At 68.0% G+C, this 18,713-nt stretch carries 18 protein-coding genes; 16 read left to right on the top strand and 2 right to left on the bottom strand.

The window, feature by feature from the left end; translation table 11 throughout:
* The 9 genes from AC07N1_RS15460 (at position 1) to AC07N1_RS15420 (ending at position 8,405) form a co-directional block, all read left to right on the top strand.
* Positions 1 to 756, top strand: a complete 756-nt coding sequence (locus AC07N1_RS15460) for a biotin--[acetyl-CoA-carboxylase] ligase (RefSeq protein WP_494672616.1) — start codon at positions 1 to 3, stop codon at positions 754 to 756.
* On the top strand, positions 753 to 1,541 hold the full coding sequence (locus AC07N1_RS15455) for a type III pantothenate kinase (RefSeq protein WP_487288841.1): 789 nt from the start codon (positions 753 to 755) through the stop codon (positions 1,539 to 1,541). Before AC07N1_RS15460 ends, AC07N1_RS15455 begins: the two co-directional genes overlap by 4 nt.
* Positions 1,538 to 3,217, top strand: a complete 1,680-nt coding sequence (locus tag AC07N1_RS15450; RefSeq protein ID WP_494672615.1) for a ribonuclease J — start codon at positions 1,538 to 1,540, stop codon at positions 3,215 to 3,217. The genes AC07N1_RS15455 and AC07N1_RS15450 overlap by 4 nt, the downstream gene beginning before the upstream one ends.
* Position 3,218: 1 nt before the next feature.
* Positions 3,219 to 3,968: a rhomboid family intramembrane serine protease gene (locus AC07N1_RS15445; RefSeq protein ID WP_494672614.1), complete on the top strand. Its 750-nt coding sequence runs from the start codon at positions 3,219 to 3,221 to the stop codon at positions 3,966 to 3,968.
* A gap of 63 nt (positions 3,969 to 4,031) precedes the next feature.
* On the top strand, positions 4,032 to 4,451 hold the full coding sequence (gene mce, locus AC07N1_RS15440; protein WP_494606253.1) for a methylmalonyl-CoA epimerase: 420 nt from the start codon (positions 4,032 to 4,034) through the stop codon (positions 4,449 to 4,451).
* Complete coding sequence (locus AC07N1_RS15435) at positions 4,451 to 4,711, top strand: DUF1467 family protein (protein ID WP_110117777.1); 261 nt, start codon at positions 4,451 to 4,453, stop codon at positions 4,709 to 4,711. The genes mce and AC07N1_RS15435 overlap by 1 nt, the downstream gene beginning before the upstream one ends.
* Positions 4,712 to 5,126: 415 nt before the next feature.
* Complete coding sequence (gene proS, locus AC07N1_RS15430; protein ID WP_494672613.1) at positions 5,127 to 6,452, top strand: proline--tRNA ligase; 1,326 nt, start codon at positions 5,127 to 5,129, stop codon at positions 6,450 to 6,452.
* Complete coding sequence (locus AC07N1_RS15425) at positions 6,452 to 7,726, top strand: lipoprotein-releasing ABC transporter permease subunit (protein ID WP_494672612.1); 1,275 nt, start codon at positions 6,452 to 6,454, stop codon at positions 7,724 to 7,726. The genes proS and AC07N1_RS15425 overlap by 1 nt, the downstream gene beginning before the upstream one ends.
* The gene (locus AC07N1_RS15420; RefSeq protein ID WP_494672611.1) at positions 7,719 to 8,405 is read left to right on the top strand and encodes an ABC transporter ATP-binding protein; all 687 of its coding nucleotides are present in this window, start codon (positions 7,719 to 7,721) and stop codon (positions 8,403 to 8,405) included. Before AC07N1_RS15425 ends, AC07N1_RS15420 begins: the two co-directional genes overlap by 8 nt.
* A 3-nt stretch (positions 8,406 to 8,408) precedes the next feature.
* Here the strand turns inward: AC07N1_RS15420 and AC07N1_RS15415 are convergent, their stop codons facing one another.
* The gene (locus AC07N1_RS15415) at positions 8,409 to 9,365 is read right to left on the bottom strand and encodes a nucleoside hydrolase (protein ID WP_494672610.1); all 957 of its coding nucleotides are present in this window, start codon (positions 9,363 to 9,365) and stop codon (positions 8,409 to 8,411) included.
* 173 nt (positions 9,366 to 9,538) lie between these two features.
* Here AC07N1_RS15415 and sidA point away from each other — a divergent pair, with 173 nt between their 5' ends.
* The 3 genes from sidA (at position 9,539) to AC07N1_RS15400 (ending at position 13,594) form a co-directional block, all read left to right on the top strand.
* Positions 9,539 to 9,628, top strand: coding sequence for a cell division inhibitor SidA (sidA, locus tag AC07N1_RS15410; RefSeq protein ID WP_058346375.1), 90 nt, complete (start codon positions 9,539 to 9,541; stop codon positions 9,626 to 9,628).
* Between the two features lie 25 nt (positions 9,629 to 9,653).
* Positions 9,654 to 13,085 (top strand): DNA polymerase III subunit alpha, encoded by a 3,432-nt coding sequence (gene dnaE / locus AC07N1_RS15405; protein ID WP_494672609.1) that lies wholly within the window; start codon positions 9,654 to 9,656, stop codon positions 13,083 to 13,085.
* A 158-nt stretch (positions 13,086 to 13,243) separates the two neighbouring features.
* Positions 13,244 to 13,594, top strand: a complete 351-nt coding sequence (locus tag AC07N1_RS15400) for a GFA family protein (protein WP_494672608.1) — start codon at positions 13,244 to 13,246, stop codon at positions 13,592 to 13,594.
* A gap of 530 nt (positions 13,595 to 14,124) precedes the next feature.
* Here AC07N1_RS15400 and AC07N1_RS15395 read toward each other — a convergent pair.
* Complete coding sequence (locus AC07N1_RS15395; RefSeq protein WP_494672607.1) at positions 14,125 to 14,919, bottom strand: helix-turn-helix domain-containing protein; 795 nt, start codon at positions 14,917 to 14,919, stop codon at positions 14,125 to 14,127.
* 364 nt (positions 14,920 to 15,283) lie between these two features.
* Here AC07N1_RS15395 and rpsB point away from each other — a divergent pair, with 364 nt between their 5' ends.
* From rpsB to frr, 4 genes are all read left to right on the top strand, one after another.
* Positions 15,284 to 16,129 (top strand): 30S ribosomal protein S2, encoded by an 846-nt coding sequence (gene rpsB, locus AC07N1_RS15390; RefSeq protein ID WP_494672606.1) that lies wholly within the window; start codon positions 15,284 to 15,286, stop codon positions 16,127 to 16,129.
* Positions 16,130 to 16,239: 110 nt separating this feature from the next.
* Complete coding sequence (gene tsf / locus AC07N1_RS15385) at positions 16,240 to 17,178, top strand: translation elongation factor Ts (RefSeq protein ID WP_494672605.1); 939 nt, start codon at positions 16,240 to 16,242, stop codon at positions 17,176 to 17,178.
* A gap of 201 nt (positions 17,179 to 17,379) precedes the next feature.
* Positions 17,380 to 18,111: a UMP kinase gene (gene pyrH, locus AC07N1_RS15380; protein WP_110117788.1), complete on the top strand. Its 732-nt coding sequence runs from the start codon at positions 17,380 to 17,382 to the stop codon at positions 18,109 to 18,111.
* Positions 18,112 to 18,138: 27 nt separating this feature from the next.
* Positions 18,139 to 18,705 (top strand): ribosome recycling factor, encoded by a 567-nt coding sequence (gene frr / locus AC07N1_RS15375; RefSeq protein ID WP_494672604.1) that lies wholly within the window; start codon positions 18,139 to 18,141, stop codon positions 18,703 to 18,705.
* Positions 18,706 to 18,713 lie beyond the last annotated feature (8 nt).

Genomic DNA, 18,713 nt, shown 5'->3' with positions numbered 1-18,713 from the left:
GTGACGGGCGCGTCCGCCGAGGGGCCGCCCGTCGTCGTTCTCGACGAGATCGACTCGACCAACGCCGAGGCTCGCCGCCGCGCGGAAGCGGGGCAGGCGGGCCCGGTCTGGATCGTGGGCCTGCGGCAGACCGCGGGCCGCGGTCGCCGGGGCCGCGCCTGGGAAACCGGCGACGGCAACCTGGCCGCCACCCTCCTGATCACCACCGACAAGCCGCCCGCCGAGGCTGCGCAGATCTCGTTCGTGGCGGCCCTGGCCGTCGCCGACCTGCTGTGCGCCTATGTCGCCGAGCGGCTGGTCAGCCTGAAATGGCCCAATGACCCGATGGTCGGCGGGCTGAAGATCAGCGGCATCCTCGTCGAGTCCGGCAAGAGCCCCGCCGGCGGCCTGTGGCTGGCCGTCGGGATCGGCGTCAATCTCGCCCGCAAGCCCATCGACAGCGAGCGTCCGGCCACGGCCCTGCCGACCTGGCGGGCCGAGCCGCCGCCGTCGCCCGTCGAGGCGATCGGGATCCTGGCCCCGGCCTTCGCCCGCTGGCTCGACGTCTGGACGCGGCTGGGCTTCCCCGCCATCGCCGACGCCTGGACCGCCAAGGCCCACGGCCTGGGCGAGTCCTGCACCGCGCGGCTCTCGACCGAGACGATCGAGGGGATCGCCGAGGGTCTCGACGCCGACGGCGCCTTGCGCCTGCGCCTGGCCGACGGCCAACTGCGCCGGATCACCGCCGGCGACGTCTTCTTCGGAGGAAATCCCTGATGCTGCTGGCCATCGAACAGGGCAACACCAACACCATGTTCGCCATCCACGACGGCCAGTCGTGGATCGCCCAGTGGCGCGCGGCGACCGAGAGCACCCGCACCGCCGACGAATACGTGGTCTGGCTGTCGCAGCTGATGTCGATGCAGGGCCTGGGCTTTCGGGCGCTGGACGCCTGCATCATCTCCAGCGTCGTGCCCCAGTCGCTGTTCAACCTGCGCAACCTGTCGCGCCGCTATCTGAACGTCGAGCCGTTGGTGATCGGCGAGAACGCCAAGCTGGGCGTCGACGTCCGCATCGACAAGCCCAGCGAAGCCGGCGCCGACCGTCTGGTCAACGCCGTGGGCGCCAGCATGGCCTACAAGGGGCCGCTGATCGTCATCGACAGCGGCACGGCCACCACCTTCGACGTGGTGGGCGCCGACGGCGCCTTCGAGGGCGGCATCATCGCCCCGGGCATCAATCTTTCCATGCAGGCGCTGCACGAAGCGGCCGCCAAGCTGCCCCGCATCGCCATCCAGCGTCCCGCCCGTAATCGCGTCGTGGGCACCGACACGGTGAGCGCCATGCAATCGGGCGTGTTCTGGGGCTATATCTCACTCATCGAAGGGCTGGTCGCGCGCATCAAGGCCGAGCGCGGCGAACCCCTGACCGTGGTCGCCACCGGCGGCGTCGCCTCGCTATTCGAGGGCGCCACCGACAGCATCGACCACTTCGACCCTGATCTGACCATTCGTGGTCTCCTCGAAATTCATCGCCGCAATACCCACCTAGAGAACGAATGAAAAAGCACCCTGACGACGAACTCGTCTTCCTGCCCCTGGGCGGGTCGAACGAGATCGGCATGAACTTCAACCTGTATGGCTTTGGCCCGGCGCACGATCGCAAGTGGATCGTCGTCGATCTGGGCGTGACCTTCGGCGACCAGACCACGCCGGGCGTCGAGATCATCCTGCCCGACCCGGAATATATCGTCCCCTACGCCAAGGACATTCTGGGCATCGTGCTGACCCACGCCCACGAAGACCACCTGGGCGCCGTCGCCTGGCTGTGGCCGCAGCTGAAGGCCCCGGTCTACGCCACGCCGTTCACCGCCTTCCTGCTGCGCGAGAAGCTGCGCGACGCCAACCTGCTGGACGAGGTCGAGATCCACGAAGTGCCGCTGAGCGGCAGCTTCGACCTGGGGCCGTTCCACCTGGAAATGGTGACGCTGACCCACTCGATCCCCGAGCCCAACGGCCTGGCGATCAAGACCCCGCTGGGCACCATCCTGCACACTGGCGACTGGAAGATCGATCCGGATCCCCAGCTCGGCGCGGCCACCGATGTCGACGCCCTGCGCCGCCTCGGCGACGAGGGCGTGCTGGCCATGGTCTGCGACAGCACCAACGTCTTCGTCGAGGGCACCGCCGGCTCGGAAGCCGATGTCCGCGTCGAGATGAACAAGCTGATCGCCAGCCTGACCGGCAAGATCGCCGTGGCCTGCTTCGCCTCGAACGTGGCGCGCATGGACACCGTCATCCGCGCCGCCCAGGCCGCCGGCCGCAAGGTCTGCCTGGCCGGCCGCTCGATGCACCGCATGGCCGCCGCGGCCCGCTCGGTCGGGCTGCTCGACGGCCTGGAGCCGTTCGTCAACGACGACCAGGCCAAGCACATGCCGGAGAACGAGATCCTCTATCTCTGCACCGGCAGCCAGGGCGAGGCGAGGGCGGCCCTGGCCCGCATCGCCGAGGGCAACCACCCCCACGTCAAGCTCTCCTCGGGCGACCATGTGGTGTTCAGCTCGCGCGTGATCCCGGGCAACGAGATCCCGATCCGCAACCTGCAGAACAAGCTGGCCGACCGCGGCGTGCGCCTGCACACCGAGCGCGACACCCCTGGCATTCACGTCTCCGGCCACCCGTGCCGTGACGAACTGAAGCAGATGTACCAGTGGGCCCGGCCGCAGATTGCGGTGCCGACCCACGGCGAGCGCCGCCACCTGCTCGAGCACGCGGCTTTCGCCAGGGACCTGCAGGTCCCGCAAGCCGTCAGCCCGCGCAACGGCGACATGGTGCGCCTGGCTCCGGGCCATCCGGAGATCATCGACGAAGTGCCGGCCGGCCGTCTCTACGTCGACGGCGGCGTCGTGACGCCCGAGAACGGCGAGGCCTTGCGCGAGCGTCGCCACGCGGCGTTCAACGGCGTGCTTGCCGTGTCGATCGTGCTCGACGGCCGCAACAAGGTCGTCTCGGGTCCGCAGGTTCGCGGCCTGGGCCTGGCCGGCGACGAGGAATATCCCCTCGACGAGGCGCTGGACGACCTGGCGGAAGAGGCCGAAGAGGCCTTCAAGCGCCTGTCGGGCGACGACCGCGAGATCGACGAGACCATCGAGAACGCCATCTCGCGCGCGGTGAAGAAGGCCGCCTTCCGCATCTGGGAACGCAAGCCGGTCGTCGAGACGACCGTCCTGCGCCTCTAGCATGACGACGCCGGAGGATCCGACCCTGACCGAGGAGGTCCCCGCGCCCCGGCGCGAGGGCCTGTTCGGCCGCAGCCCCGCGATCCTCTGGTTCGAGGCCTGGCCGGTGATAGTGGTCCTGGCGCTGATCTGGATCGTCTTCCTGGCCCAGTCGGCTTTCGAGCTGCTGGGGGACGGGGAGACGATCTTCGTGCTCGGCGGGCTATGGAAGCCCGGCGTCTTCCAGGGCCTCTGGTGGACGCCGCTGACCCACATGTTCATGCACATGAGCTGGGGTCAGCCCTGGGGCTGGTTGCACATCGTGTTCAACAGCGGCGCGCTGGTCGCGCTCGGCCCGGCCATTGCCCAGCGGTTCGGCCGCGACGCGCTGGGCGGGGTGCTGTTCTTCCTCTTCTACCTCGCCTGCGGCCTGGCCGGGGCAGGGGCCTTCATTCTGCTGGGGGCGGACCGCCTGCTGGTGGTCGGCGCCTCGGGAGCGATATTCGGCCTGTGGGGCGCGGTCGCGCGGCTGGGCGCGCCCGGCGAGGCGAAGCTGGCGCCGATCTTCGCGCCGTCGGTGCTGCGGCAGGTCGGGTCGGCCCTGATCTCCAACCTCGTCGTGCTCGGAGGCGCCGCCGGCTACGGCGCGCTGTCCGGCGGCGGCGCCGGCGTGGCCTGGCAGGCCCACCTCGGCGGCTTCGTGCTGGGCTTCTTCCTGATCCAGGTCATGCCTGTCCGCTTCCACTGGCTGAAGGGCGCTCGCACGGCTTGACTGCCGTGAGCGGAGGCGCGGTTAGTGGAGGCAAGATCTCCGCTAAAGCCAGGACCCCGCACCATGATCGGCAGGCTCAACCACGTCGGCGTCGCCACCCCGTCCATCGACGAGTCGGTGAAGATGTATCGCGAACTACTCGGCGCCACCTCGGTCACCGACAAGTGGGCCATGCCCGAGCAGGGCGTCTGGGTCTGCTTCGTCAACCTGCCCAACAGCCAGATCGAGCTGATCGAGCCCTATGGTGAGAACTCGCCGATCCACGGCTTTCTCGCCAAGAACCCCAAGGGCGGCCAGCACCACATCTGCTTCGAGGTCGAGAACATCTACGAGGCGCGCGATTCTCTGGTCGCCAAGGGCGCGACCGTGCTAGGCGAGCCTCGGATCGGCGCCCACGGAACGCTGATCATCTTCGTTCACCCCAAGGACATGGGCGGCCTGCTCGTGGAATTGATGGAAAGCCCCAAGGACGCGCACCACTGATGGGTCCGATCACCGGCGTCGCGATCTTCCTGACCATCTGGTGGACGGTGCTGTTCGCCGTGCTGCCGATCGGCACGCGCAGCTATCACGAGCTGGGAATCGAGCCGCCGCCGGGCGCGGATCCCGGCGCGCCGGTGAACCCGAACCTGAAGCGTAAGTTCTTCACCACCACCTGGATCTCGGTCGTGGTGTTCGTCGTGTTCTGGCTGGTGGTGAAGTTCCAGCTGGTGAGTCTGCCGGACCTCCCGTCCACCTACTGAAAAATTTGCAGAACGGGGCCCGGCGCCCAAGCCTTGGGCGGGCGCTGGCCTTCTGCCCGTCAAACGCCCATCGGTTGGGCGAAACAGGCCGACTTGCCCACTTGGCGGCAATCGGATGCCCCAACAGTCGTTCGGCGGGCCTAGATTGTCATGACGAGGCCGGGTTCGGCCTTGCTCTGTGGCGTCTTCCCCGACGATGAACTTGATGGCCGCGCGAGTGAACCGCGCGGCCTTCTTTTCGTTTAGCCTAGCTCGAGGGCGTCAGGCGAAAGTGAGCGCGGTTTCGCCGCCCTCCTTTCTTTGGCCATCAGACGCTCCCGACACTCAAAACGTCATCTTTTCGCCGCGCGCGTTGCCAAGCTGAACGGCGACCGGCTATCTCAACGCCTCGAATTCCCCCGGAGACGTTCCGTCCATGCGCCTGTCGCGCTACTTCCTGCCCGTTCTGAAAGAAGCTCCCTCCGACGCCCAGATCGCGTCCCACCAGCTGATGCTGCGCGCGGGCATGATCCGCCAGGAGGCCGCGGGCATCTACGCCTGGCTGCCGCTGGGTCTGCGGGTGCTCAACAAGATCGAGCAGATCGTCCGTGAGGAGATGGATCGCGCGGGCGCCATCGAGCTCTTGATGCCGACCCTGCAACTGGCCGACCTGTGGCGCGAGTCGGGCCGCTACGACGCCTACGGCCCGGAGATGCTGCGCATCACCGACCGCCACGAGCGCGAGCTGCTGTACGGGCCCACCAACGAGGAAATGGTCACCGAGATCTTCCGCGGCTCGGTGCGGTCCTACAAGGACCTGCCCAAGAACCTCTACCATGTGCAGTGGAAGTTCCGCGACGAGCGCCGCCCGCGCTTCGGCGTCATGCGCGGCCGTGAGTTCCTGATGAAGGACGCCTACAGCTTCGACCTCGACGCCGAGGGCGCGCGCAAGTCGTACAACCGCATGTTCGTGGCCTACCTGAACCTCTTCTCGCGCATGGGCCTGAAGGCCGTGCCGATGCGCGCCGACACCGGCCCGATCGGCGGCGACCTCAGCCACGAGTTCATCGTCCTGGCCGAGACCGGCGAAAGCGCCGTCTTCTGCCACAAGGATCTGGTCGAGATGGCCGCGCCCGGTCCGGACGTCGAATGGTACGGCGACCTGCAGCCGCTGGTCGACCAGCGCACCGCGCTGTACGCCGCCACCGAGGAAATGCACGACGAAGCCGCCTTCGACGCGATCCCCGAGGGCGACCGCCTGTCGGCCCGCGGCATCGAGGTCGGCCACATCTTCTCGTTCGGCACGAAGTATTCCGAGCCGATGAAGGCCCTGGTCATGGGGCCCGACGGCAAGGAAGTGCCGGTCCAGATGGGCAGCTACGGCGTCGGCGTCTCGCGCCTGCTGGGCGCGATCATCGAGGCCAGCCACGACGACGGCGGCATCATCTGGCCGGAAAGCGTCGCGCCCTACCACGTGGGCATCGTCAACATGCGCCAGGGCGACACGGCCTGCGACGGCGCCTGCGATGCGGCCTACAAGGCCCTGCAGGCGGCCGGCGTCGACGTGCTCTATGACGACACCGACGCTCGCGGCGGCGCCAAGTTCGCCACCATGGACCTGATCGGCCTGCCCTGGCAGCTGATCGTCGGTCCCAAGGGCGTGGCCGAGGGCGTGGTCGAGCTGAAGAACCGCAAGACCGGCGAGCGCGTGTCCGAGCCGCTCGACGCGGTCCTGGCCCGCCTGACCGGCAAGGCCGCCTGATGGCTATCGGCGCGGGGCCTTTCGGAACCTGGGAACGGACGGTCGCCTGGCGTTACCTGCGCACCAAGCGCAAGAACGGCGGCGTCGCCCTGATCTCGGTGATCTCGTTCAGCGCGGTGATGCTGGCGGTCTTCGCCCTCATCACCGTGATGAGCGTCATGAACGGCTTCCGCTCCGAACTGCTCGGCCGGCTGCTCGGCTTCAACGGCCACATCTACGCCCAGGGACCTCTGGTCAACGGTCCGGATCGTGAGGGCGTCATCGCCCGCATCAAGGCCGTGCCCGGCGTCATACAGGCTGCGCCCCTTGTCGAGGCCCAGGCCATGGTCATCGGTCCAAACCAGGTGACCGGGGCCATCGTCCGGGGCGTCAACCCGGCCGACCTGCGCGGCATGAAGCTGATCTCCGACAACATCAAGCAGGGCTCGCTGAAGGGCTACGGCGAGGGCGAGTACGGCGGCGACATGGTGCTGATCGGCGACCGCATGGCCCGCAACCTGGGCCTCTCGGTCGGCGACCCGATCACCCTGATCTCTCCGTCGGGTCCGGCCACGGCCTTCGGAACCTCGACCCGCGAGAAGGACTACATCGTCGGCGGGGTCTTCAGCGTCGGCATGAGCCAGTTCGACGAAGCCTACGTGATGATGCCGCTGGCCCAGGCCCAGCTGTTCTTCGGCCGCGACACGTCCATCGACTATGTCGAGGTCAAGCTCAGCGACCCCGACAGCGCCAAGCAGTCCAAGGCCACCATCGAGCAGGCCGTCGGCCCCGGCGCCTTCATCACCGACTGGATGGACAAGAACAGCAGCTACTTCAACGCGCTGCAGGTCGAGCGCAAGGTCATGCGCCTGATCCTGTTCTTCATCGTCGCCATCGCCACGCTGAACATCATCTCCGGTCTCGTCATGCTGGTGAAGAACAAGGGCCGCGACATCGCCATCCTGCGCACCATGGGGGCCAGCCAGTCCTCGATCCTGCGCATCTTCATCATGGCCGGCGCCTCGATCGGCGTGGCCGGCACCCTGGCGGGCCTGCTGCTGGGCACGCTGTTCTGCGCCAACATCACCGCCATCCAGAACTTCGTCGAATGGGCCACCGGCACGGCGGTGTTCAGCGCCGACATCTATTTCCTGGCCCACATCCCGGCCAAGATCGACTGGGCCGAGGTGGCCGGCGTGGTCTCGATCTCCACCCTGATGAGCGTGCTGGCGACCCTGCCGCCGGCGCTGCGGGCCTCGCGCCTCGATCCCGTTGAGGCTCTTCGCTATGAGTAGTCCGGTCCTGGCCCTGCGCGGCGTCGAGCGCACCTATGTCACCGAGGCGGGCAAGCTGACCGTGCTGCGGGGCGTCGATCTCGACGTCTATCCCGGCGAAGTGGTCGGGCTGATCGGCCCGTCGGGCTCGGGCAAGTCGTCGCTGCTGCACGCCGCGGGCCTGCTGGAGCGCCCCGACGCCGGCGTCATCGCCGTCGACGGCAAGGACTGCTCCAAGCTCTCCGAGCGCCAGCGCACCAAGGTGCGGCTGTCGACCGTCGGCTTCGTCTACCAGTTCCACCACCTGCTGCCCGAGTTCACGGCGGCCGAGAACGTGGAGCTGCCGCTGATGATCGCCGGCCGCCGTCGCGGCGAGGCTCGCGAGCAGGCCGTGGCTCTTCTCAGCCAGCTGGGTCTGGCGGCCCGTGTCGATCACCAGCCCGGCCAGATGTCGGGCGGCGAGCAGCAGCGCGTGGCCATCGCCCGCGCCCTGGCCAATTCGCCCAAGCTGCTGCTGGCCGACGAGCCGACGGGCAACCTGGATCCTGGCACCTCGGCGGCCACCTTCCAGGCGCTCTACGACCTGGCGCGCGGCCAGGGCGTCGCCGCCCTGATCGCCACCCACAACATGGAACTGGCCCGCTACATGGACCGCGTCTTCGCCCTGCGCGACGGCCACCTGGAGCCGCAGACGTTCTAGGAGCTAGAGCAGCGCCTCGCGCATCGCGTTGAAGAACCCCGCCTGGTCGATCTTCTTGATCACCCGGGCGTTGGGTTCGCGGCGCTTGAGGGTCGGATCGGCGATCTCGATGTCCGGCAGGATCGAGTGCGAGACGCTGAGATAGCCGCGCGTCAGCTCGCCCATGGTCTCGACGTCGATGACGCAGCGCTCGGCCTCCAGCACCAGGGCCTCGTCCAGCATGGCCGCGCAGGTCAGGGCGTCGGGGTGCAGGCTGCCGTCCAGGCCCTCGGTGTCGCGGGCGAAGGCCAGCGAGGCTTCGTTGACCTTGGTGAAGAACCTGGCGCGCGGCGTGCCGATCGCATCCAGTTCGGCTAGCTGCGCCGTGGTCAGCAGGCCGTCGCGCAGGGTTTCGGTCCAGGTCACCACGTGCAGGTCGAAGCCGGCGTTGACGACGATCTTGGCCGCCTCCGGATCGACATAGAAGTTGTACTCGGCCGCCGGCGTGACGTTGCCGACGCCGTTGTCCGTGCCGCCCATCACCCACAGGGCCTTGGCGGCCTGGGCGATGCGCGGCTCGCGCAGCACCGCCAGGGCGATGTTGGTCAGCGGCGCCTGGGCCAGCAGGGTGATCTCGCCGGGCGCTTCCATCACCCGCCGCACGATCTCGTCGGCCGCGTGGCCGGGCGAGGGGCGCTGGGGGGTCTTCGGGAACGCCGCGTCGCTCATGCCGTCGGCCCCGAACACATAGGCCGCGTCCAGCGGAACGCGGCTGAACGGCTTGCCGGCGCCCAGATAGACCGGAACGCCGGCCGCCTCGCAGGCCTCCAGCGTGACCAGGGCGTTCTCGGCGTGCTGCTCGAAGCCGACATTGCCGTGGCTGATGGTGACCGCCTCGACGGTCACGCCCGGTCGGCGCAGGGCGAGCATCAGGGAGAAGACGTCGTCCCCGGCGGTGTCGGTGTCGATGATCAGGCGCATGAAACGGCTTCTGCCGTGTTCCAGCCGGCATGGCCATAGCCGGAAGGTTGAGGCGCGACGATCAACCCCACGCGGCAAAAAAGCTCGCAATTTGCCTGTGGACTATTGCGGTGAGAACGAAAGGGGAATAGAGAACAAAAAGGCAACTGGCCAACGAGCTGTGGAGGGATGTTATGGTCCGGATCGCGCGTGAGTCTTTGGCGCTTGTATCTGTCGCCGGCTTCGTCTGGATGATGTGTTCGGTCGCCCAGTTGGTGGCCTGAGTCGAGAAACAGCGAGGTCATGGTCATGTCGGGTGTGGAAGGTCAGGGTTTCGTCCACCTCCGCGTCCGATCGGCCTATTCGCTGCTGGAAGGGGCCATCAAGGCCGACAAGATTCCAGGCATGACCGCCGCCGGCGGCATGCCGGCCGTGGGGATCACCGACCGGGCCAATCTGTTCGGGGCCCTGGAATTCTCCGTCTACGCCAAGGACAACGGGGTCCAGCCGCTTATCGGCTGCGCCCTGCCGGTCAACGGCATCGGCGCCAAGCCGTCCGAGCGCTGGGCGCGTGAGCCGACGATCACCCTGCTGGTGCAGAACGAGAGGGGCTATCTGAACCTCTCGGAGCTGTCGTCCCTGGCCTATCTGGAAAGCGGCGAACTGGCCGAACCCGTCGTGCCCTGGGCCAAGGTGGTCGAGCACGCCGAAGGGCTTATCCTGCTGTCGGGCGGAACCGACGGTCCGGTGGACTCGCTGCTGGCGGCCGGCAAGACGGCCGAGGGGCATGCGGCCCTGGCCGAGATGCAGCGGGTGTTCGGCGACCGCTTCTATGTCGAGCTTCAACGCCACGGCCTGCCGCAGCAGGCGGCCGCCGAGCCGGGACTGGTCGACTGGGCCTACGACAACGACGCGGCGCTCGTCGCCACCAACGACTGCTACTACGCCAAGCCCGAACTCTACGACGCGCACGACGCGCTGCTGTGCATCGCCGACGGCTCGTTCGTCGGCCAGGACGAGCGGCGGCGGGTGACGCCCGAGCACTGGTTCAAGCCGGCCGACGAGATGCGCAAGCTGTTCGCCGACCTGCCCGAGGCCTGCGACAACACCCTCGACATCGCCCGACGCTGCGCCTTCATGGTCAAGAAGCGCGACCCGATCCTGCCCAGCTTCCCCACCGGCGACGGCCGCAACGAAGCCGAGGAACTGGCCCACCAGGCCCGCGAGGGCCTGCGCAAGCGCCTCGACGGCCTGACCCTGGCGATGGAAGAGCACGTCTACTGGGAGCGGCTCGACTTCGAGCTGGGCATCATCGTCAAGATGGGCTTCCCCGGCTACTTCCTGATCGTTTCCGACTTCATCAAGTGGGGCAAGGACCACGGCATTCCGGTCGGTCCGGGGCGGGGTTCGGGCGCCGGTTCGCTGGTCGCCTGGGTGCTGACCATCACTGACCTCGATCCGCTGCGCTTTGGCCTGCTGTTCGAGCGCTTCCTCAATCCCGAGCGGGTCTCCATGCCCGACTTCGACGTCGACTTCTGCCAGGAGCGGCGCGAAGAGGTCATCGCCTACGTCCAGGACAAGTACGGCCGCGACCGCGTCGCCCAGATCATCACCTTCGGTTCGCTTCAGGCGCGGGCCGTGCTGCGCGACGTCGGCCGGGTGATGCAGCTGCCGTTGGGCCTGGTCGACCGTCTCTGCAAGATGGTTCCCAACAACCCGGCCGCGCCGGTGACCCTGGCCCAGGCCATCGACATCGAGCCGCGCCTCAAGCAGGCCAAGAACGAGGACGCCAACGTCTCCAACTGCCTGGACGTGGCCCTGCAGCTGGAAGGCCTGTTCCGCAACGCCTCGACCCACGCCGCCGGCGTGGTCATCGGCGACCGGCCGCTGACCCAGCTGACCCCGCTCTACAAGGATCCGCGTTCGGATTTCCCCGCCACCCAGTTCAACATGAAGTGGGTCGAGAGCGCGGGCCTGGTGAAGTTCGACTTCCTGGGCCTGAAGACCCTGACCGTGCTCGACCGGGCGGTGAAGCACCTGCGCAAGCGCGGCATGGAGGTCGATCTGGGCCGCCTGCCGTTCGACGATACGAAGAGCTACGAGCTGCTCGCCTCGGGCCAGACGGTCGGGGTGTTCCAACTCGAAAGCCAGGGCATGCGCGACACCCTGCGCAAGATGCGCTGCGGCTCGATCGAGGAGATCACCGCGCTGATCTCGCTCTATCGCCCGGGCCCGATGGACAACATCGACACCTTCGTCGACTGCAAATTCGGCCGAAAGCCCGTCGACACCCTGCACCCGTCGCTGGAAGGCGTTCTGCGCGAGACCTATGGGGTCATCGTCTACCAGGAGCAGGTGATGCAGATCGCCCAGATCCTGGCCGGCTACAGCCTGGGCGAGGCCGACCTGCTGCGTCGCGCCATGGGCAAGAAGAAGAAGGAGGAGATGGATCTCCAGAAGATCCGTTTCGTCTCCGGCGCCAAGGAGAAGGGCGTCCCCGAGGACCAGTCGGGCTCGATCTTCGAACTGGTGGCCAAGTTCGCCGGCTACGGCTTCAACAAGAGCCACGCCGCCGCCTACGCCCTGATCGCCTATCAGACCGCCTGGCTGAAGGCCAACACGCCGGTCGAGTTCCTCGCCGCGTCGATGAGCCTCGATATCTCCAACACCGACAAGCTGGCGGTCTTTCACCAGGACGCCCGCCGCTTCTCGATTACGGTGCGGGCGCCGGACGTCAACCGCTCGGGCGCCGACTTCGAGGTCGAGAACGGCGAGGTGCTCTACGCCCTGGGCGCGGTGCGCAACGTCGGTCTCGAAGCCATGAAGCACCTGGTCGCCGTGCGCGACGAGGGCGGGCCGTTCCGCGACATCTTCGACTTCGTCGAGCGGGTCGATCCCAAGCAGGTCAACAAGCGCGCCATCGAAAACCTGGCCCGGGCCGGGGCCTTCGACTCGCTGCACAAGAACCGCGCCCAGGTGTTCGCCAACGCCGATGTGCTGATCGCCCACGGCCAGAGCATCGCCGCCGACCGCCAGGGCGGCCAGCACGCCCTGTTCGGCGGCGACGCCGCCGCCAGCCGTCCGCGCCTGAAGAAGGTCGAGCCCTGGACCCAGGTCGATCTGCTGGACGAGGAACTGTCGGCCGTCGGCTTCTACCTGACCGGCCACCCGCTTGAGGACATGGTCGGCATGCTGCGCCGCCGGCGCACTGTCATGCTGACCGAGGCCCTGGCCCAGGCCGAGGCCGGCGCCGAGGCCCTGCGGATGTGCGGCATCGTCCGCCGCCGCCAGGAGCGCGCCTCGCAGAGCGGCGAGCGCTTCGCTTTCGTGTCGCTGTCGGATCCGTCCGGTGAGTACGAGGTGCTGTTCCCGCCGGAATCCCTTCGCAAGTGCCGCGACGTGCTGGAGCCGGGCAAGGGGGTGGTCATCAAGGTCCGCTCCAAGGCCCGCGACGGCGAGGTGCGGTTCTTCGGCGACGACGCCGAGCCGATCGAGAAGGCCATCGAGAACGTGGTGGCCGGCCTGCGCGTGCACCTGTCGCCCTCGGCCACCGAGATCGAGGCCCTCAAGCGCCGCATCGAGCCGGCGGCGACCCAGAAGGGCGGCGAGATCAGCTTCGTGGCGGCCCTGGGCGGCGGCCGGGAGATCGAGCTGAAGCTGCCGGGCCGCTACACCCTCGACGCCTCGCTGCGCGGGGCGCTGAAGACCGCGCCGGGCGTGGCGCTGCTGGAAGACATCTAGCGTCGCCGCCCGGTCCTGGACTGTCGCGGCCTTTCGGCGCGCTGGCCGGGGCTAGCGGGATAGGCATACGATGCGAACTTGGGGCTCACGTGCGCAATAGGCGCGGAGCCCGATCGAGGACGCCGGCCGCGAGCCGGGTCCGGCGAAGGGAGGACGAGATGACCAGGCACGCCGGCGGCTGCCAATGCGGCAAGGTTCGCTTCGAGGTCGAGGCCGACCTGTCGCAGACCATCACCTGCAACTGTTCGCGATGCGGCAAGCTGGGCTCGGTGCTGGCCTTCGCGCCGATCGACCAGTTCGCCCTGGTCTCGGGCGAGGACGCCCTGACCGAATACCGGTTCAACACCGGCAAGATCCAGCACCTGTTCTGCGCCGAATGCGGCATCGAATCCTTCGCCCGCGGCGAGGCGCCGAACGGCGCGAAGATGGCGGCGATCAATGTCCGCTGCGTGGACGGCGTCGACGTCTTCGCCTTGGAGCCGCAGCAGGTAGACGGCAAATCGTTCTGACCTGAGGAAGGCGCCGGCTGATCCGAAGGGGCGGCAAGGCGCGCTGTGCCAGCGAGGTCTCGGCCAGTTGCTTTGGCAAGCGGGCAAGCGGGCGGAAGCTTTCGGGATCTAGGGCAGCTCCGGTTTTGATCGGGCGCGGCGCAGGCGCCTTCGTCCGTTAGCGGCCCCTCCGGATCGCGTGGGCGTTCAGACGCCATTGAGGGCCCAGGCGACCACGCGGCCGGGCATATGACGCCTGGGCGTTGCCACGATCCGCCCCACGGAACCGCTGAGGCGCTACCGCGACCTGGATGCCCTGTCCTTTGCCCAGACGGGACGGTCCTCGAGGTCGGTCCAGGCCGTATCGACATTCAGCGGCTTGCGACTTTCAAATCCGTCTTTCCCCGCCAAGGCGGCGATCCGGGCTGGATTTCAGGATGAGGCACGGCCGTGAGCGATCCGCGGTGGCAATCCACGGCCTCGGCTTGGATCCCCGCCTTTGCGGGAATGCTCTGTGAATATGAGTTCGGGCCGATGAAGGTCGATCCGCCCTAGCGCGCCGAGAACCTGACCACGGCCGGGGTCGCCGGAACGCCCGCCTCGGAGGCGAACTTGCGGTGGCGGTCGTTGTTGAAGCCCACCTCGTAGCTGCGCCCGGCCTGCACGGTGCACGAAAGGGTGAAGCTGCGCCGGTCGGCCGACTGGGCGGGCCTGGGCGCGCAGGTCGGGAAGCTGGCCGGATCCCGGGCGACGAACGACCAGCCCGCCTGCATCGGCTGGTCGAAGGTGACCTTCAGGACCAGAGTGCCGGCCGACACCACGGCGCCGGGCGTGGGAGAGAGGGCCACGACGCGCGGCGGGGCGGGCGGCCGCGGTTCGCGCCGGTCGGCGACGGCGAGGGCGGCGAAGACGCCGATAGAGGCGGCCATGACGATCATTGCTGAAGCTCCGGCGAGGAGGGGCCAGGCGGCCCGGGGATCGGGGTTGCGCCGTCCGCCATGGCCCGGCCGGCGGAGCACGCCCATCCCGATTTTCTCGTCCCGAATTTCTTGTGGCGCGGCCCGGGGCGCCGCGAGCGCGGCTTCGACCGGAGCGTCGCCGGTTTCGTCGCCTGCCCTGTCGCCGACTCTATCTGCGGCGCCATCGGCCGCTCCGGCTTCGGCTGCGAGGCGCGCCAGTTCGCGGCTGCTGCCGACGCCGGTCTTGCGCCGCGCCTCGCGCAGCCGCTCGTTGACCGCGCCTTCGCTGACGCCCAGAGCGACGGCCGCGCTCTTGGCCGTGTGGCCGCGGGCCAATAGCAGCAGGGCGCGGCGTTCGGCGTCCGACAGGCGCGAGAGGTCTGGCATCGGGGTCCTGGCTGGGCGCACGGCGCGGATGCGGCGCGGGCGTCCACTCAACCTTCTCGGCGGGTGTTCGGCAACGGTCGGGGAGGGCGGTCCGCGATTCGGCGCCTGGTGATCGGCGGCCCGCCGTCGTCCGACGAGGCGTGCGCACCCCCGCGAATGTTCGGGAAGAACGGCTCCGCCGGTGGGTGAGCGTCGGTAAAGGCTTGCATTCAGCGCGTTTCGCGACTATCTGCGCGCCATTCCACACGCGGACGTTCGGCAGCGCCGGGGAGACATCCCGACGTCGCCGTTCCGGTCCCGCCTCCAGAATGGTCTGGAGCGGGGGTGTCCGCGGAGGTTCAACCGGAAAAAGGATTAAGGCCCGATGGCTCTTCCCGAATTCTCCATGCGTCAGCTCCTGGAAGCCGGCGCCCACTTCGGCCACCAGACCCACCGCTGGAACCCGAAGATGGACCGCTACATCTTCGGTTCGCGCTCGAACATCCACATCATCGACCTGTCGCAGACCATCCCGCTGCTGCACCAGGCGCTGGTGAAGGTCCGTGAAGTCGCCGCCGCCGGTGGCCGCGTGCTGTTCGTCGGCACCAAGCGCCAGGCTTCGGATCCGGTCGCCACGGCCGCCAAGCGCTGCGCCCAGTACTACGTGAACCACCGCTGGCTCGGCGGCACCCTGACCAACTGGCGCACCGTCTCGGGCTCGATCGCTCGTCTGCGCGAGCTGGAAGGCGTCCTGGGCAGCGACGGTTCGGGCCGTTCCAAGAAGGAACTGCTGCAGCTGACCCGCGAACGCGACAAGCTGGAACTGTCGCTGGGCGGCATCAAGGACATGGGCGGCATCCCCGACATCATGTTCGTGATCGACACCAACAAGGAAGCGATCGCGATCCTGGAAGCCCGCAAGCTGAACATCCCGGTCGTCGCCATCCTCGACACCAACTGCGATCCGGACGGCATCACCTACCCGATCCCGGGTAACGACGACGCCGCCCGCGCCCTGCAGCTGTACTGCGACCTGGTCGCCGACGCCGTCCTCGACGGCCTGGCCGCCGGCCAAGCCGCCTCGGGCGTCGACCTGGGCGCTTCGGTCGCTCCGATCGAGCCGGCCCTGGCCCGCGAACTGACCCCGGAAGTCGCTCCCGAAGCGGCCGCTCCGGAAGCTGCTGCTGAAGAAGTCGCTGCTCCGGCCGCCGACGAACCGACCGCCGGCTGATTTCTCTTCGGCCGCCGGCTCTCCTGACGGAGGCGGGCGGCCGTCGCGCTACCGACACGCGACCGGGCTATCAAGCCCGGTCGCTAAACGTTTGAATCTGGAGATTTTCCATGGCTGAGATCACGGCTGCGCTGGTCAAGGAACTGCGCGAAAAGTCCGGCGTCGGCATGATGGACTGCAAGAAGGCCCTGTCCGAGAACAACGGCGACATCGAAGCGTCCATCGACTGGCTGCGCGCCAAGGGCCTGTCCAAGGCCGCCAAGAAGGCCGATCGCGCCGCCGCCGAAGGCCTGGTGGCCATCGCCGTCGCCGAAGCCGGCGCTGGTGAAACCGCGACCGCCGTCGAAGTGAACGCCGAAACCGACTTCGTGTCGCGCAACGACCTGTTCCAGGGCGCTGCTCGCCAGATCGCTCAAGCCGCCCTCGGCACCGACGGTTCGGTCGACGCCATCGGCGCCGCCAAGCTGGCCGGCGGCGAGACCGCCCAGGAGCACCTGACCAACCTGATCGCCACGATCGGCGAGAACATGATGGTCCGTCGCGCCGCCAAGTGGACGGTCGAGAACGGCGTCGTCGCCTCGTACATCCACAACGCCACCGCGCCGGACCTCGGCCGCATCGGCGTGCTGGTCGCCCTCGAGTCGGCCGGCGACAAGGCCGCCCTGCGCGAGCTGGGCCGCAAGATCGCCATGCACGTCGCCGCGACCGCCCCGCTGTCGCTGTCGCCGGACGATCTGGACCCGGCCGCCATCGAGCGCGAGAAGGCCGTGTTCACCGAGCAGGCCCTGGAATCGGGCAAGCCGGCGGCCGTCGTCGAGAAGATGATCGAAGGCCGCATCCGCAAGTTCCTGGAAGAAGTCGTGCTGCTGAAGCAAGCCTTCGTCATGAACCCGGACCAGACCGTCGAGCAGCTGGTGGCCGAAACCGGCAAGACCCTCGGCGCGCCGATCGTCGTGAAGGGCTTCACCCGTCTCGCCCTCGGCGAAGGCGTGGAAAAGAAGCAGGACGACTTCGCCGCCGAAGTCGCCTCGATGACCGGCCAAGCCTAAAGGCCGGCCAAGACAAGCGAAGCGGCGGGCGATGTCCGCTGCTTTGGCTGTCATCAAATCAAGGGCGCGGCGCGCATAGAACGCGCGCCGCGCCCTTTTTTTGCGCTTGAACGGCGTCGCGCCCGGATGGCGCAAAACCGATCCCACTTTTGTGTAACGCACACTATGGTGCGTGCCGACGACTCAGGAAGAGCCCGGTCCATGTCCGATCCCACACCCGCCAAGCCGTACCGTCGTCTTCTGCTCAAGGTTTCCGGCGAAGTGCTGATGGGCGATACGCCCTACGGGATCGACACCAACACCGTCCAATCCGTCGCCCTGGACATCGCCGAGATCGTCAAGTCCGGCGTCGAGCTGTGCCTGGTGATCGGCGGCGGCAACATCTTCCGCGGCATGGCCGGCGCGGCCAAGGGCATGGAGCGCTCCAGCGCCGACTACATGGGCATGCTGGCCACCGTCATGAACGCCCTGGCCATGCAGGACGCCCTCGAGCGCATCGGCGTCGAGACCCGCGTGCAGTCGGCCATTCCGATGGCCACGGTCTGCGAGCCCTACATCCGCCGCCGCGCCCAGCGCCACCTCGAGAAGGGCCGCGTGGTGATCTTCGCCGCCGGCACCGGCAACCCGTTCTTCACCACCGACACCGCCGCCGCCCTGCGCGCCGCCGAGATGCAGTGCGACGCCCTGTTCAAGGGCACCAGCGTCGACGGCGTCTACACCGCCGATCCCAAGAAGGATCCGACCGCCCAGCGCTACGATCGCCTGAGCTACATGGACGTGCTGGCCAAGGACCTGCGCGTCATGGACGCCTCGGCCGTCGCCCTCATGCGCGACAGCAACATCCCGATCGTGGTGTTTTCGATCAAGGGGCGGGGTAACCTGCTCGACGTGCTGCGTGGCCAAGGCACGCACACCGTCGTCGCCAACGCCTGATTTTACCAAGCGAAGAGAGCCCAAGCCATGGCCGCCGCCGAAAAGCCCGTCCTTTCCCGCTATAAAGACCGCATGGACAAGGCCGTGCTCGCCCTGAAGGACGAGTTCGGCTCCCTGCGCACCGGCCGCGCGTCGGCCAGCCTGCTCGACCAGGTGATGGTCGAGGCCTACGGCTCGACCACGCCGCTGAACGCGGTGGCTTCGGTCAGCGTCCCCGAGCCGCGCCAGATCAATGTCAGCGTCTGGGACCGCGGCGTCGTGGTCTCGGTCGAGAAGGCGATCCGCGCCTCGGGCCTGGGCCTGAACCCGGTGGTCGAAGGCCAGAACCTGCGCATTCCGATCCCGCCGCTGACCGAGGAGCGCCGCAAGGACCTCTCCAAGATCGCCGGCAAGTACGCCGAACAGCAGAAGATCGCCGTGCGCAACGTTCGCCGCGACGCCAACGACGATCTGAAGAAGGCCGAGAAGGACAGCGTCATCAACGAGGATGACCGCAAGAAGATGGAAACCGAGGTCCAGAAGCTGACCGACGAGGCCATCAAGCGCATCGACGAGGCCTTGAAAACCAAAGAACAAGAGATCATGCAGGTCTGATCGTCCTC

The sequence above is a fragment of the Caulobacter sp. GW821-FHT09B11 genome (assembly GCF_059418205.1).
The sequence above is the reverse complement of the archived record's forward strand: the minus strand, read 5'-3'. Positions and strand labels throughout refer to the sequence as shown.